Here is a 15,283-nt window from a genome sequence, read left to right on the forward strand (position 1 = left end):
CCTGTCTTATTGATGCAATGAAGTACGATTCTGTTGCGCTGTGCCTAGCGTTCTGAATATTGCCTGGATTTTCCGCGCATCTTTGATACCCGGCTGTGACTCCACGCCGGAGTTCATGTCCAGCCCTGCACAGCCGAACGTGGCGGCCCGGTCGGCGTTATCTGGGGAGATCCCGCCAGCCAGTAGCACGTTATCCAGCTTGGCGCCTTCCAACACTTGCCAGTTAAACGCCTTACCGCTGCCGCCTTGCGCGTTATCCAACACAATGCGATCAACATGGGGACGGTCGAGAGTAGGCAGGGATTCACCGACGCTGACGGCCTGCCAGATTTGACAGTCGGCCGGCAGTTGTTGACGCAGCGCCGCGATGTAAGCCGTGTCTTCGTCGCCATGCAGCTGAACCGCCGTCAGTCTGAGTGCGTGGGCTGCGGTGGCGATGTCGCTTAACGGCGCGTTGCGGAATACGCCGACATAGCGCAACGGCGCACCGGCCATCACGTTAGAAGCTTGCTGCAAAGTGAGGCTGCGCGGCGACGACTCGACGAAGATTAAACCGCCGTAGACGGCTCCGGCCTGGAAGGCGGTCTGGGCGTCTTCCGCCTGGGTCAAACCACAGATCTTGTTATCGCCCAGAATCACCCGGCGAACGGCCATGGCGAGATCGGACTCCGACATCAGTGAACTGCCGATGAGGAAACCGTCGGCATAGCGGCTCAGCGCCTGGATCTGCGCATAGCGAGTGATGCCGGATTCGCTGATAACGGTGACGTCCGGCGGAAGCTGCGGCGCCAGCGTGCGGGTGCGGTTAAGATCGATGGACAGATCGCGCAGATCGCGATTATTGATGCCGACGACCTGAGCCTTCAAGGCAATCGCCCGCTCCAGTTCTTCCGGATTGCTCACTTCGGTCAGAACGCCCATTTTCAGGCTGTGCGCCACCTCGGCCAACTGCTGGTATTGGTTATCGTCTAGCACGGAAAGCATCAGCAGGATCGCATCGGCCTGATAATAGCGAGCTAGATAGATCTGATAAGGATCGATAATGAAATCTTTGCACAGCACGGGCTGGTGAACGGCGGCGCTGACACGGGACAAAAACGCGACGTTACCCTGAAAGTATTTTTCATCCGTTAAAACGGAAATCGCGGACGCGTACTCTTTATAAACCTGCGCTATCGCCGCCGGATCGAAATCTTCGCGAATCAGTCCTTTCGAGGGCGAGGCCTTTTTGCATTCCAGAATGAAGGCCGGTCGTGTTTGCTTTAGCGCCTGATAAAAGCTGCGCTGACTGGGTACTATCTGTGACTGAAAGTCCGCCAGCGGCTGCTGCTGACGGCGGCGTGCAAGCCATTCAGCTTTGTCGCGAACGATTTTGGTTAATACGGTATCCTGCATTTTTACTGTCCTCTGGCCGCCAGATCTTTCACACGCTGATAAACCTGACCGCTGTGAATCACTTCCAATGCCTGCTGCGCATTTTGCACCAGGTTCTCCTGCCCAAACAGTTTTAACAGCAGCGCGACGTTGGCTGCAACGGCGGCGTTGTGCGCCGGTGCCCCTTTCCCTTGGAGCAGGCGGGCCATCATGTCCCGGTTTTCTTCCGGAGAACCGCCGGTCAACGCCGACATCGGGTAGGTTTCCAGCCCGAAATCCCGATGAGTCAGCGCGTAGGTGTCAATATCACCGTCGCGCAGCTCCGCAACCTGGGTCGGTCCGTGGATGGCGACTTCATCCATTCCGCAGCCGTGGACGACGGCGGCGCGCTGGTAGCCGAGCAGCTTCAGCGTTTCCGCGATAGGTTTCACCAGGTCCGGGCTGTACACGCCGATCAGCGCCAGCGGCGGGCGCGCCGGGTTGCTCAAGGGACCCAACACATTGAACAGCGTATGCGTCTTCAACTGCTGGCGCACGGGCGCCGCATGACGAAAGCCCGAGTGGTACTGCGGCGCAAACAGGAAGCAAACGCCCAGTTCGTCCAACGCTTTCCGAGACGCTTCCGGCGACATATCCAGCTGAATGCCGAAGGCGGCCAGCAAATCAGAAGAGCCGGAACGGCTGGTGACGCTGCGGCTGCCGTGTTTGGCCACCTTTGCGCCGCAGCTGGCGGCAACGAAGGCGCTTGTAGTGGAAATATTGATGCTGTTAGTGCCATCGCCGCCCGTCCCGACGATATCGGCAAATGGATAATCCGGGCGCGGAAATGGCTGCGCGTCTTGCAACAGCGCGCTGGCCGCGCCGGCGATTTCATCGGGCGTTTCACCGCGAATTTTTATGCTGATCAGCGCGGCCGCCAACTGAGAAGGTTCCAGCTCATTGCGGATGATTGCCGCGAACAGCTGCTGGCTCTCCTCACGGCTCAACGTTTTTGCGGAGTAAAGCTTTTGAAGTAAGGTTTGCATTGTCCTGTCCTTGCTAATTTATGCCAGAGCCCATTCCAGCGTTAGATTCAGTAAGCGGGCACCCTGGGCGGTAAGAATAGATTCCGGATGAAACTGGAAGCCGCAGACGCGATCCTGATCGTGGCGAACGGCCATCACCATCTCGTTGAAATGTGCGTTAACGGTCAACGTTGCGGGAATATCGCTGCCCACCAGAGAATGATAGCGGGCGACTGGCAGCGGGTTACTCACTCCGCAGAACATGGCCTGTCCATCGTGTTCGATGCTGGACGCTTTGCCGTGCAAGATTTCTCCGGCCTGACCTACGTGGCCGCCGTAGGCTTCGACGATCGCCTGGTGCCCCAGGCAGATGCCGATAATCGGTAAATGACCCCGTAGCCGCTGTAGTAGTTCCGGCATGCAACCGGCATCGGTAGGGGTGCCCGGTCCCGGTGATAGCATCAGCACCGGCTGTTCCATTAGCTTTAAGCGTTCGATAATCGTATCCGCCGACATGATGTTGCGATACACCACCACATGATGGCCGCTGGCGCGCAGTTGATCGACCAGGTTGTAGGTGAACGAGTCGATATTATCGAGTAACAGAATATCAGCCATCAGAACACCTCCTTGGCGTGATGGGCGCTGGCGATGGCGCGCAAAACGGCGCGAGCCTTATTGCGGGTTTCATCGGCTTCGGCCTGAGGGTCGGAATCCAGTACGACACCGGCTCCCGCCTGTATGGTGGCGATGCCGTCTTCCACATAGGCAGAGCGGATAACGATGCAGGTATCCAGATCTCCGCGAGCGGTGAAATAGCCGACGGCGCCGCCGTAGCTGCCGCGTCGCGTTTTTTCGCTCTCGGCAATTAACTGCATGGCGCGGACTTTAGGGGCGCCGCTCAGCGTGCCCATATTCATGCAGGCTCGATAGGCGTGTAAGACGTCAAGGTCGGCGCGCAGCTGACCCACCACGCGGGAGACAAGATGCATGACGAAGGAGTAGCGGTCGACTTTGGTGAGGTCGGCGACATAGCGGCTACCGGGTTCGCAGATGCGCGCCAAATCATTACGCGCCAGATCGACCAGCATCAAGTGTTCCGCCAACTCTTTATGATCGGTACGCATTTCCAGCTCGATGCGGCTGTCCAGATCCCGATCCAGCGATCCGTCGGCGCGGCGGCCGCGCGGGCGGGTTCCTGCGATGGGGTAGATTTCAATCTGGCGGCTGGCGGCATCATATTTAAGCGCGCTTTCCGGCGAGGCGCCGAACAGCGTGAAGTCTTGATCCTGCATATAGAACATATAGGGACTTGGGTTGTGTTCCTTCAGCGTCTGATACGCCGCCAGCGGGGAAGGGCATGGCAGTGAAAAACGGCGCGATGGCACCACCTGAAAAATCTCGCCCAGTCGGATGGCCTGCTGCATCTGTCTGACGACGTCGCCGAAATCTTCGTCGCTTTGATTACAATCGAGCGTCATGCTTTCAACGTGCTGGCGAGGCAGTGCAGGCGCGGGCTGGTTGATCTGGTGCTGTAACTGTTCGAGACGCTGTTCTAAGCGGTAACGCTCGACGGTGTTCGGCGTAAACAGACTTGCCTGAAGATGCGTCGTCTGGTGCTGGTGGTCGACAATCAGCAGGGTCTCGGCAAGATAGAAACAGTAATCCGGACAACGTTGCTGCTGATTCAGCGGGGGCAGCGTCTCGAATCCAGCCACCAGGTCGTAAGCGAACAAGCCGCCGAAGAACATGGCATCCCGTTCATTGTCCGGGCAACTTACCAGCGTCAGCAACTGCCGTAATGCATCGAAAGCGGATAATGAACGCAGACGCGCATCTTCATCCTGCATCGCGTCAATGTCCGGAAAGGTCAGCTCGCGGCTGTTCGGACGCGCTTTGACGATAACGTCCTGCGGCAGTGCGTAATCCAGTAACGGCAGGAGTGATGCGCCATTGGCGGTCAGCGCCTGAACCGAAACCTGCGTTCCCATGGCGGTGATGCGCAGGGCGCTGTCTACGATCAGCAGACTCTGCAAATTCAGCTTACTGTCGACCTCGGCGGACTCCAGTAACAGCGTGGCGGGTCTGGCGCCGCACAGCTGATGAAAAATCGCGCTCGGATCGTCTCGGTATTCTGCCTTGGCGCGAAGTAATTCAATTTCTGGTTTTGTCTTTGGCATGATGGTCACTCTTTTTATCCATAAAAAAACCCGCTTTGAGCGGGCTTAAGGATGCTGCATATCAGATAATGGGTATGCGCGATCGATTCGCCCTCAGAGGGATAAGCGCCACCAACCTGCACTGTATTTTTTCGATTGCATCACCATTTGTCTGCCTCTATACCGTTACTGAACTTGCGTACTAGTTAACTGGAGCGCTGTAGGTAAGTCAACCCAAAAACAAAATTAATTGTAGTAAAGTGTGCGGATATGACGGCCATCGCCATGATTATCTTTCTTACCTTTTTATCGCTATTGATGGCATCATGCCGTCTGAACTTATCTTTGCCCGACGAGATGGATACCACGAGTGTCAGAAGAAACCTCCCTCCTTGCTTCATTCCCACTGTACGACCTGCACAGTCATACCCAAGCCTCCGACGGTGGATTAACGCCTGCCGAACTCGTGCGTCGCGCCGTAGCTATGCGGGTTGGCGTGTTGGCCATTACCGATCATGATACGACCGCTGGCCTGCCGGAAGCGCGAGAGACCATCCGGAACGAGGCGCTGCCGCTGAGACTGGTGGCGGGCGTCGAGGTGTCCACGCTATGGGAAAATCATGAAATTCATATCGTCGGATTGGGTATCGATCCTCACCATCCCTCGATGGTGGCGCTGCTTGCCGAGCAGGCGGACTACCGTCAGCAACGTGCCGAGCAAATTGCGGTCCGGCTGGAAAAAGCACAGGTCCCCGGTGCGTTGGAAGGCGCGACCCGTCTCGCGGCTGGCGGCGTGATCACGCGCGGGCATTTTGCCCGTTATCTGGTCGAGCAGGGGAAGGCCACGGCGATCAATCAGGTGTTCAAGCGCTATCTGGCGAAGGGCAAAACCGGCTATGTGCCGCCGCAGTGGTGTACAATAAAACAGGCCGTCAACGTCATTCACCAGTCCGGCGGTGTGGCGGTTATGGCGCATCCCGGCCGTTATCAGCTTAGCGCCAAGTGGCTAAAACGACTGCTGGCGCACTTTGCCGAATGTCAGGGCGACGCGATGGAAGTCGCGCAGTGTCAGCAGGCGCCCGATGAGCGTACGCAGCTGGCGCGTTATGCGCAGGACTATCATTTGCTGGGCTCACAGGGATCGGACTTTCACTCTCCCTGCGCCTGGATAGAACTTGGACGCAAATTGTGGTTGCCTGGCGGAGTGGAACCGGTGTGGGAACATCCGGCACTGAAAGACGGGCTGACGGCGTGATTGTGAGCCGCACGTGAAACGCCGGGCGCGGAGCGCCCTAGTGGCGGACTTCACGTTTTGAAGAGATGAGGTGGTACATGAGTCAATTTTTTTATATTCATCCCCAAAATCCGCAGACGCGGTTGATCGCACAGACGGTCGACGTCTTGCGCAAGGGCGGTGTCATCGTTTATCCGACTGACTCCGGCTATGCGTTGGGCTGTCAGTTGGAGGACAAATCGGCGATGGAGCGCATTTGCCGCATTCGTCATCTGGACAGCAGTCACCACTTTACGTTGATGTGCCGCGATTTGTCGGAGCTGTCCACTTACGCACACGTGGACAATGCGGCGTTTCGGCTCATCAAGAACAACACGCCGGGTAACTACACGTTTATTTTGAAGGGTACGAAAGAAGTTCCGCGCCGCCTGATGAATGAGAAACGTAAGACCCTTGGCCTGCGCGTACCGGCAAACCCGATTGCGCTGGATCTGCTGGCGGCGATGAACGAGCCGCTGATGTCCACCACGTTGATGTTGCCGGGCAACGACTTCGCCGAGTCCGATCCGGAAGAGATCCAAGAGCATCTCGGCAAGCAGGTCGACCTGATTATTCACGGCGGCTTCATCGGGCAACAGCCCACGACGGTTATCGATCTCACCGGCGATGCGCCGGAGGTGATTCGTGAAGGCACCGGCGACATTACCCCGTTTCTTTAACGCGTTCCACATCGGCAACATTCAGCATACATTCGGCGCGAATGCGGTTATAAGCGCGCCGCAAATTTTCTTGCGCGGGCGTATGACGCCGGTGTCTGTGAATCAAATAATAATTATCATTTTCACTAATAACATCAATAAATCGAATATTTTGGATTTGTTGTGCTTGCCAGCTTATGTGACCGTGCAATACTTGATTGGTCTTTCACCAAATAATATAGAATTGGATCGGATTGTAAGAATGTCAATTATTTGCGTCTTCCTTAGGGTTACAATAACTAGATCAAAGTAATTCTGGTTAAGTTACATCTTAATTTACAATGATGATCTTTTTTAGAAGTTACTCTAAGATGGTATGCTATTGGAATTGGTATTAGGCCTTGAGTGGATAAAGCACTGCCAGTTTAATATTTTTATTTTTCATAAGTGAGGGCAAGTTTGAAAAAAACTCTAGTAACAATTTTAGGGCTTTGTATTTATAGTGGCCTGTTTTATCACCCAGCATTTGGACAAAGCAGCTCAATTCCAGGAAAAGATGTACAGCTTAGAAAAGAGGATATTATAGGTTATATCAAATGGTTAATATTTTCTGGGTGCGAACAAGCATTATCAGGCTATCCAGCTGAGGACTTGATTGATAATGCGACGGAGGGGATGAAAAGAGATGTTAAAAACGACGCTTACGCTGAGGTTCATGATTATATTACTTTGGGATGGAGAATAGGCGGTTGGCTAAACGAAAATAATTGGGAAACAACGAGTGGGGTTAAAGTATCAAACTGTGAAGGATTAGCAAGCAACCTCATAAATAACAAGGATAAGAATGATGCTGCTAATTATGAATCGAGTATTGAAAGTTTTATTTCCTTTCCTTCACAAACAGCGATAGCATTAAAGAATGTTTCTGTTTATCAAACCACGGCAAAATCGTTAGCAGAAATGTATAATAAAAATGAGATTTTGTTAGATGATAAGATCAGAAAACGAAAAGTTGAGATAACAGGTGTAATTCAAAATATTCGAAAAAATTCTAAAGGTAATGTTGTTATTGAGCTGCGAAGCGGAAATGAATTTATGCCTGTACGTCTTAGCATGGATGTTGGCGAAAGAAGAAAATCATCAAAATTAAATAAAGGACAGAAAACAATTATCACATGCGACAAAGTAATGTTTTTTGCGGGTTCTCCTTCAGGGGATAAGTGTACGATTGATTAGTTATCTGATACCAGTAGTGTCAGGTATCTTTTCCAAACCTTAGGATACTTATGAACGTACTCAAGGGAAAAAGAACCGAGCCAGTTTAAAGCTTCACTCGTGTAAAATTTGACTCTTTAGACTAAAATAAGTGAAATCGCTGGCTCAAACTAAAACTCACAGCATTTACTTAATTTAAATGGCTGCAGAGCTTCATAACAGGCGACTAAGTAGTCAGTTAAGGTGATGCTGATAAAAATCTTCTTTTATGGAATTTTGAAGCTCTGTGCACGACCAGCAGCATACAAATTTGTGAGTATTCAAAGATCCGTTTTGTAGCACAGCTATTAATCTAAAAACTCAGTTTATAACTATATACGCTTGTTTATAGCTTATCGTACGCAGTTCGACACGAATAAAACTAGGAGAATCATTTATCCTGAAGTTCGTGTAGTATGTCGGCCCACAAATCATTGTGTATGGCACGTTGTTTACGCGATGCATATGGTGGAACAGTTACATATCAGTGAGTTGGCCTTTTTGTGGGTTAATTCATTGTTTTTGAAAGTATACTAGACGCCTGTGAAGGCGACACTCAGAGGTTGCTCAATGAGCGAAAAGCTACAAAAAGTACTGGCGCGTGCAGGACATGGTTCACGCCGGGAAATCGAAACAATGATTCAGGCAGGGCGCATTAGCGTCGATGGTAAAATCGCCACGCTCGGCGATCGCGTCGAAGTGACCCAAGCGACCAAAGTGCGCATCGACGGTCACGTGGTGACGGTGCGCGATACCGAAGACACGGTATGCCGGGTCTTGATGTACTACAAACCGGAAGGCGAACTGTGTACGCGCAGCGATCCTGACGGTCGTCCGACGGTGTTTGACCGCCTGCCTAAAATGCAGGGAGCCCGCTGGGTCGCGGTCGGTCGACTGGATGTTAACACCTCCGGTCTGCTGCTGTTCACCACCGACGGCGAGTTAGCAAACCGTTTGATGCACCCTAGCCGTGAAGTCGAACGTGAATATGCCGTTCGTGTCTTCGGCTCGGTTGACGACGACAAAATTAAACAGCTGAGCAAAGGCGTACAGCTGGATGACGGCCCCGCGTCGTTCCGCACTATCCGCTATCAGGGCGGTGAAGGCATGAACCAGTGGTATAACGTGACGCTGACAGAGGGGCGTAACCGCGAAGTGCGTCGCCTGTGGGAAGCCGTCGGGGTTCAGGTTAGCCGCTTGATCCGCGTACGTTACGGCGACATCCAACTGCCGAAGAGCCTGCCGCGTGGCGGCTGGTCTGAAATGAAGTTGGAAGACGTCAACTATCTGCGTGAACTGGTCCAGTTGCCGCCCGAAACGGTGAGCAAACTGCCGGTTGAACGTGAACGTCGTCGGATGAAAGCTCATCAGATCCGCCGTGCGGTGAAACGTCACAGCCAGGTAAGCGCTGCGCCAAGCCGCCGTAATCCGCCTTCCAAGCGTAACGGATGATTTACCACGGGATACCCAATGCAATACGGTATCCCGTTTGATTTTTCTGGAACGTCTTTCTTATCAATACCGTCTCCTCCTGCCTGCGTTATTTCGCCGCTCCGGGTTTCCTTCTCGGTTGGGCATCAAAACTCATTCCCGTCTTACGTCGACTGTCATCGCCCATCAGATACAAATAGAGCGGCATGATATCCGCTGGCGTTTTCAGTTTTTCCGGATCTTCGTCAGGGAAGGCAGCAGCCCGCATTGAGGTTCTCGTTCCGCCGGGATTGATGCAGTTCACCCGCAAATTACGATGGCGATACTCTTCGGCCAGCACTTGCATCATGCCCTCGGTGGCGAATTTGGAGACGGCATAGGCGCCCCAGCCAGCGCGGCCTTGGCGCCCCACGCTGGAACTGGTGAAAACAAGTGAAGGGCTGGACGATTTAAGGAGCAGGGGAAGTAGCGCCTGCGTCAGCATAAAGGTGGCATTCACGTTGACTTGCATCACCTGTCGCCAAACGTCGCTCGACTGTTCCGTCATGGGGGCGATCTGCCCCAGCAATCCGGCGTTGTGCAAGACGCCGTCCAGGCGCGGCATCGCCTGGCTCAGCGCATCCGCGATCTGATGAAATTGCTCCGACGTAGCCGTTAGCATGTCGCATGGAATCAGATAGTTGTGGGCGCCGCACTCCTCTTGGATCTGCCGCTCCACGGCGCGTAGTTTGCTTTCTGTACGGCCCAGCAGCACCAGGCGGGCGCCGTAGCGGGCATAGGTCAGCGCGGCTTCGCGTCCGATGCCGTCGCCCGCGCCGGTCACCAGAATAATGCGTTGTTTCAGCAGGTCGTTTTTAGGTTGATAGTACACGTCAATGTCCTCTTTCCGTCGTCAAATCAGACGCTGAACGAAGGGGGATTGCTATCGGCCACGTAAGGCGGACTGAATCCGAAATCGATTTAGGAAGGCATAAATAGAGAATTTATGCCTGAAACGATAGGCATTTTCAATCAGACTGAGGTGATATCCGGGCGGGGCGTTGGAAAAAACAGCGAAAGTGTGAATTTCATTGCTGAGGCATCGCCATTACGTATGGCATACGCTACGTTATGACACTGATGTTATGTAACCCAAGCAGGAACGCTGGCAAAGTCAGTTTCCTGCTCGTCAAAGAATAAGAGGCGGTATTCGTGGAATTAGTGGCTTTATATGGATTATTTCTGGCAAAGACCTTGACCGTGGTGGTCGCCATCGGCGCGCTGGTGGTGCTGACCGTCGGCCTGTCTCAGCGAAAACGCCAGCGAAGCGGCGAGCTGCAGGTGATCGACCTCGGCGAACAGTACCGTGGCGTACAGCAGGAAATGGAAAGCGCAGTGCTAAGCGACGCGGAATGCAAGGCGCTGGAAAAAAAACATAAGAAAGAGGAAAAGGCGAAAACCCGGCTTGAGAAGCAGCGCACGCGGCGCGGCGAGGAGGCGCACGGCAAACCCAGCCTGTATGTGCTTGACTTCAACGGCAGTATGGACGCCTCAGAAGTCAGTTCGCTGCGCGAGGAGATCTCCGCCGTGTTGGCCGTAGCACGCAAGAACGATGAAGTGCTGCTAAGACTCGAAAGCCCAGGCGGCGTGGTGCATGGCTACGGTCTGGCGGCCTCCCAGCTCCAGCGTTTGCGCGATAAGGGGATCCGTCTGACGGTGGCGGTGGATAAAGTCGCGGCCAGCGGGGGGTACATGATGGCCTGCGTAGCGGATCGCATTGTGGCGGCGCCGTTCGCCATCGTCGGTTCCATCGGCGTGGTTGCGCAACTGCCGAACTTTAACCGGTTACTGAAAAACAACGATATTGATGTCGAGCTTCATACGGCAGGTGAATACAAACGCACCTTGACGCTGTTTGGAGAAAACACCGATGCCGGACGGGAGAAATTCCGCGAAGAGTTGGATATCACGCATCAGCTGTTTAAAAATTTCGTCAGTGAAATGCGTCCTGGTCTGGATATCAATGCGGTGGCGACGGGTGAGCACTGGTTCGGTACTCAGGCGAAAGCGTTGGGGCTGGTGGACGCGATTGGCACCAGCGACGATTTGCTGATTGCGGAGATGAAAACGCATAACGTCTTGTCAGTGCACTATTTGCGCCGTAAACGTCTGATGGATCGTTTCACCGGCAGCGCGGGCGCGACGCTGGAACGCTTGATGCTGCGCTGGTGGCAAAGAGGGCATCAGCCTCTCCTGTGACCTGCCAGTCATAGCCCGCTGCTACGGCGGGCTATGACTGAATCAAACTTCCTGCTTTACGCCTCTCGACGTTTCTCCGCTGGCTGACTAATCCTGCAGGCTGTATTTATCAGACAGCTCATGCGCCAGGTATTTGAACATATTGAAAACGGCGGTAGTTTTGCGCGAAGGAAGGCCTTCGTCGTCAAGAAAGTAGTCGCCGCGGAAAACCAGCACGCCGTTTTTTTGTTCGACGTCGGTGGCTTCAATACCTTGCAGATAGTCGTCGTGATTTTTGATGAGGGTGTTGGCTTCAGCCAGCAAGGTGGCGCGATCGATTGGGGTCTTTTCTTTATGGGTGTGCATAACGCCTGTGCTCCTGCGGATAAAATCTTGCCGCATTGTACTGCCTGACGCCTTTACACGGCAAATTACCAGATTTTTATCTTACCCGTTTAAGTTCTCGCGGGGCGATCGGTGGCGAAAACCGCCTTTACATGCTAATTAAGTTGCGTGGTCGCATTTATCAGGTAGAGTGTGGGATTTTCCATAGTCAAGCAGAATAATTTATTTACGCCGTGGATGATAACCGTTAACTATGGTTACAATGCGGTATATGACTATTCCCACGGGATCATAGAGTTGCGGCGGATCAGCGGTGCCTGCAAGCCCGTGAAGACAAGAACAGAACGATGTTCCTCGCAGCCGAAAGCGAATTGAGCTGGGGTGATGACGGTTATCATCCCGTGATGGTGAAGATTTTTTCTTTTCTCAAAGAATTCAGTAGGTAACAATAAATTATGGGTAAAGCTCTCGTCATAGTTGAGTCCCCGGCAAAAGCCAAAACGATCAATAAGTATCTTGGCAATAACTATGTGGTTAAATCCAGCGTCGGTCATGTGCGTGACCTGCCGACCAGCGGCTCTGCGAGTAAAAAGAGCGCGGATTCTGCACAGGGAAAAACCAAAAAAGCGCCAAAAAAAGACGAGAAGACCGCATTGGTCAATCGTATGGGCGTCGATCCTTATCACGACTGGGCGGCGAATTACGAGATCCTGCCGGGCAAGGAGAAAGTGGTTGCCGAGCTGAAAACGTTGGCGGAAAACGCAGAACACGTCTATCTCGCAACCGACCTTGACCGCGAAGGGGAGGCCATTGCATGGCACCTGCGGGAAATCATTGGTGGAGATGAAACGCGCTTCAGTCGCGTCGTGTTTAACGAAATCACCAAAAACGCGATCCAGCAAGCGTTCGAAAATCCAGGCGAACTGAATATCGACCGCGTTAACGCTCAGCAGGCCCGTCGATTCATGGACCGGGTCGTGGGTTACATGGTCTCGCCGTTGCTGTGGAAAAAGATTGCCCGCGGCCTGTCAGCCGGACGCGTTCAGTCCGTCGCGGTGCGGCTGGTGGTGGATCGCGAACGTGAAATCAAAGTGTTTGTTCCTGAAGAGTACTGGGAACTTCACGCGGACCTGCTGGCGTCAAGCGACGTCGCACTCAAAATGCAGGTCACGCATCACAACGGCAAGCCTTTCAAACCGGTCAACAAAACGCAGACCCACGCGGCGGTTTCTCTGCTGGAGAAAGCCCGCTATGTCGTCTCCGATCGCGAAGATAAACCGACCAGTAGCAAACCCGGTGCACCTTTTATTACCTCCACGCTGCAACAGGCGGCCAGCACACGTCTCAGCTTCGGCGTGAAAAAGACCATGATGATGGCGCAGCGGTTGTATGAAGCGGGTCACATCACCTATATGCGTACCGACTCCACCAACCTGAGTCAGGATGCGCTGGAGATGGTTCGCGGCTTTATCGGCGACGAATTCGGCCAACGTTACCTGCCGGACTCGCCTAATCACTACAGCAGCAAAGAGAACTCCCAGGAAGCGCATGAAGCGATTCGTCCTTCCGATGTCAACGTGCAGGCCGAACAGTTAAAAGATATGGAGCCGGATGCGCAGAGGCTCTATCAGCTGATCTGGCGTCAGTTCGTCGCCTGTCAGATGACGCCGGCGCAGTACGACTCCACTACGCTGACGGTCAGTGCTGGCGACTACCAGCTGCGCGCCAAGGGCCGCACGCTGCGTTTCGACGGCTGGACCAAAGTGATGCCTGCGCTACGCAAGAATGATGAAGATCGTTCTCTGCCAGCGGTCGAGGTGGGCGAAACCCTGACGCTCGACAAACTGTTGCCGAGTCAGCACTTCACCAAGCCGCCTGCGCGTTACAGCGAAGCCTCTCTGGTGAAAGAGCTGGAAAAACGCGGGATCGGGCGTCCTTCAACCTACGCTTCCATCATTTCGACAATTCAGGATCGTGGCTACGTCCGCGTCGAGAACCGTCGTTTCTACGCGGAGAAAATGGGCGAAATCGTCACCGATCGCCTGGAAGAAAACTTTCGTGAGCTGATGAGCTACGATTTCACCGCGCGCATGGAAAGCAGCCTCGACCAGGTCGCCAACAATCAGGCGAAGTGGAAAGCCGTGTTGGATGAGTTCTTCGACGAGTTCACCAAGCGTCTGGAAACGGCCGAGCTGGATCCGGAAGCGGGTGGTATGAAGCCGAACCAGATGGTGCTGACCAGCATCGACTGCCCGACCTGTAGCCGCAAAATGGGGATTCGTACCGCCAGTACCGGCGTATTCTTGGGCTGCTCCGGCTATGCGCTGACCCCGAAAGAGCGTTGCAAAACGACGATCAATCTGATCCCGGAAGAGGAAGTGCTGAACATCCTGGAAGGGGATGAGGCCGAAGCCCACGCGTTGCGCGCGCGCCGCCGCTGCCCGAAATGCGGTACGGCAATGGACAGTTATCTAATCGACAATCAGCGTAAGCTGCACGTCTGCGGTAACAACCCTTCCTGTGACGGGTATGAAATCGAAACGGGCGAGTTCCGTCTGAAAGGCTACGACGGCCCGGTAGTGGAATGCGACAAATGCGGCGCGGAAATGCATCTGAAAATGGGGCGTTTCGGTAAATACATGGCGTGCACCAACGAAGACTGCACCAACACGCGTAAGATCCTACGCAGCGGCGAAGTCGCTCCGCCGAAAGAAGATCCGGTGCCGCTGCCTGAACTGCCTTGCGAGAAGTCCGACGCCTATTTTGTGCTGAGAGACGGCGCCGCCGGGGTGTTCCTTGCCGCTAATACGTTCCCGAAATCTCGCGAAACGCGAGCGCCACGGGTGGAAGAACTGGTGCGATTCAAGGATCGACTGCCGGAAAAACTGCGCTATCTGGCCGATGCGCCGGTCGATGACGGTGCGGGCAACAAAACGATGGTGCGATTCAGCCGTAAAACCAAACAGCAGTACGTCTCGTCTGAAAAAGACGGTAAGGCCACCGGCTGGTCCGCTTTCTATGTGGATGGCAAATGGGTTGAGACCAAGAAATAATTCGCACCCGGCGAAAAGACTTACGCCGAGCACGACAGGTAAGAGAATGATATCGGGGCCGTCTTTGACGGCCCCGTTTTTTATTGAACGATCGCACTATTTACCGCGCTCCTGAAGGGGGGATCTGTCGCCGTCATTGCGTACGGGCACCGACCTAAGAGAGTGCGGTCAATCCGTGCGACGCTGTGCCTGAAGGGCAATCAGATGGTCGGCGATCGCTCGGATGACCCAGAACGCCGTCTGCCCGACATCACTATGCAAGTCCTGTGCTAAAGGGTCCCCCGAACGTTGCAGAAAGTCCGCCTCCAGTGAATCCACGAATGCGTCGAAATCAAACTGGCCCGTCCGGGGTTTATCTTTTTGACCTAATACCTGATTTATTCGCAATGACACCAGATGGTTCGCCTTATCGAACGCACACCGTTCGGTGGGCGACAGAGATCCGCCCGGCGTGACGCGGTCACGCCAACGGGGGGAGGCGGCGTGGGGTAAAGAGGGCGTTTTGCTATTCATC

At 54.0% G+C, this 15,283-nt stretch carries 12 protein-coding genes, 1 pseudogene and 1 other annotated feature; of the genes and pseudogenes, 6 read left to right on the forward strand and 7 right to left on the reverse strand.

Annotated elements, in window-relative coordinates:
- Positions 1–6 precede the first annotated feature (6 nt).
- The 3 genes and pseudogenes from trpCF to BLU64_RS03745 all read right to left on the reverse strand — a co-directional run bounded on the left by trpCF (position 7) and on the right by BLU64_RS03745 (position 4,558).
- Positions 7–1,395, reverse strand: coding sequence for a bifunctional indole-3-glycerol-phosphate synthase TrpC/phosphoribosylanthranilate isomerase TrpF (trpCF, locus tag BLU64_RS03730; protein ID WP_026742471.1), 1,389 nt, complete (start codon positions 1,393–1,395; stop codon positions 7–9).
- A gap of 2 nt (positions 1,396–1,397) precedes the next feature.
- Positions 1,398–2,996 (reverse strand): annotated as a pseudogene (gene trpD / locus BLU64_RS17575) (bifunctional anthranilate synthase glutamate amidotransferase component TrpG/anthranilate phosphoribosyltransferase TrpD).
- Positions 2,996–4,558, reverse strand: coding sequence for an anthranilate synthase component 1 (locus tag BLU64_RS03745; protein ID WP_074727934.1), 1,563 nt, complete (start codon positions 4,556–4,558; stop codon positions 2,996–2,998). Before BLU64_RS03745 ends, trpD begins: the two are co-directional and overlap by 1 nt.
- 20 nt (positions 4,559–4,578) lie before the next feature.
- Positions 4,579–4,678: a sequence feature (Trp leader region), on the reverse strand.
- 229 nt (positions 4,679–4,907) lie between these two features.
- Between BLU64_RS03745 and rnm the strand changes: the two genes are divergently transcribed.
- The 4 genes from rnm (at position 4,908) to rluB (ending at position 9,175) form a co-directional block, all read left to right on the forward strand.
- Positions 4,908–5,792: an RNase RNM gene (gene rnm / locus BLU64_RS03750; RefSeq protein ID WP_026742475.1), complete on the forward strand. Its 885-nt coding sequence runs from the start codon at positions 4,908–4,910 to the stop codon at positions 5,790–5,792.
- A gap of 77 nt (positions 5,793–5,869) precedes the next feature.
- A complete protein-coding gene (locus BLU64_RS03755) occupies positions 5,870–6,490 on the forward strand; it encodes an L-threonylcarbamoyladenylate synthase (protein ID WP_026739441.1) in 621 nt (206 codons plus the stop codon).
- A gap of 438 nt (positions 6,491–6,928) precedes the next feature.
- Complete coding sequence (locus BLU64_RS03760; protein ID WP_139171472.1) at positions 6,929–7,705, forward strand: OB-fold protein; 777 nt, start codon at positions 6,929–6,931, stop codon at positions 7,703–7,705.
- A gap of 588 nt (positions 7,706–8,293) precedes the next feature.
- On the forward strand, positions 8,294–9,175 hold the full coding sequence (rluB, locus tag BLU64_RS03765; RefSeq protein WP_026742477.1) for a 23S rRNA pseudouridine(2605) synthase RluB: 882 nt from the start codon (positions 8,294–8,296) through the stop codon (positions 9,173–9,175).
- Positions 9,176–9,263: 88 nt separating this feature from the next.
- Here the strand turns inward: rluB and BLU64_RS03770 are convergent, their stop codons facing one another.
- A complete protein-coding gene (locus BLU64_RS03770) occupies positions 9,264–10,025 on the reverse strand; it encodes a YciK family oxidoreductase (protein WP_026742478.1) in 762 nt (253 codons plus the stop codon).
- Positions 10,026–10,345: 320 nt separating this feature from the next.
- Here BLU64_RS03770 and sohB point away from each other — a divergent pair, with 320 nt between their 5' ends.
- A complete protein-coding gene (sohB, locus tag BLU64_RS03775; RefSeq protein WP_026742479.1) occupies positions 10,346–11,392 on the forward strand; it encodes a protease SohB in 1,047 nt (348 codons plus the stop codon).
- Between the two features lie 87 nt (positions 11,393–11,479).
- On the opposite strand, the gene BLU64_RS03780 is transcribed toward sohB, so the two are convergent.
- Positions 11,480–11,737 (reverse strand): YciN family protein, encoded by a 258-nt coding sequence (locus BLU64_RS03780; RefSeq protein WP_026742480.1) that lies wholly within the window; start codon positions 11,735–11,737, stop codon positions 11,480–11,482.
- 254 nt (positions 11,738–11,991) lie between these two features.
- On the reverse strand, positions 11,992–12,270 hold the full coding sequence (locus tag BLU64_RS17370; protein ID WP_162174222.1) for a hypothetical protein: 279 nt from the start codon (positions 12,268–12,270) through the stop codon (positions 11,992–11,994).
- On the opposite strand from BLU64_RS17370, the gene topA reads away from it, so the two are divergent.
- On the forward strand, positions 12,172–14,769 hold the full coding sequence (gene topA / locus BLU64_RS03785) for a type I DNA topoisomerase (protein ID WP_074727936.1): 2,598 nt from the start codon (positions 12,172–12,174) through the stop codon (positions 14,767–14,769). The two genes, BLU64_RS17370 and topA, sit on opposite strands and share 99 nt — an antisense overlap.
- Positions 14,770–14,937: 168 nt before the next feature.
- Here the strand turns inward: topA and BLU64_RS03790 are convergent, their stop codons facing one another.
- Complete coding sequence (locus BLU64_RS03790; RefSeq protein WP_074727938.1) at positions 14,938–15,282, reverse strand: DNA-binding protein; 345 nt, start codon at positions 15,280–15,282, stop codon at positions 14,938–14,940.
- Position 15,283: the final 1 nt, after the last annotated feature.

Source organism: Lonsdalea quercina (genome assembly GCF_900107885.1).
In the GTDB taxonomy this organism is placed as follows: domain Bacteria; phylum Pseudomonadota; class Gammaproteobacteria; order Enterobacterales; family Enterobacteriaceae; genus Lonsdalea; species Lonsdalea quercina.

What these genes read in the sequence shown, in the direction of transcription:
- rluB (WP_026742477.1), top strand. Translation starts at nt 8,294, where the DNA reads ATGAGCGAAAAGCTACAAAAAGTACTGGCGCGTGCAGGACATGGTTCA.
- BLU64_RS03745 (WP_074727934.1), bottom strand. Translation starts at nt 4,558, where the DNA reads ATGCCAAAGACAAAACCAGAAATTGAATTACTTCGCGCCAAGGCAGAA.
- BLU64_RS03755 (WP_026739441.1), top strand. Translation starts at nt 5,870, where the DNA reads ATGAGTCAATTTTTTTATATTCATCCCCAAAATCCGCAGACGCGGTTG.
- BLU64_RS03780 (WP_026742480.1), bottom strand. Translation starts at nt 11,737, where the DNA reads ATGCACACCCATAAAGAAAAGACCCCAATCGATCGCGCCACCTTGCTG.
- topA (WP_074727936.1), top strand. Translation starts at nt 12,172, where the DNA reads ATGGGTAAAGCTCTCGTCATAGTTGAGTCCCCGGCAAAAGCCAAAACG.
- BLU64_RS17370 (WP_162174222.1), bottom strand. Translation starts at nt 12,270, where the DNA reads ATGACCGACGCTGGATTTAACCACATAGTTATTGCCAAGATACTTATT.
- trpCF (WP_026742471.1), bottom strand. Translation starts at nt 1,395, where the DNA reads ATGCAGGATACCGTATTAACCAAAATCGTTCGCGACAAAGCTGAATGG.
- BLU64_RS03790 (WP_074727938.1), bottom strand. Translation starts at nt 15,282, where the DNA reads ATGAATAGCAAAACGCCCTCTTTACCCCACGCCGCCTCCCCCCGTTGG.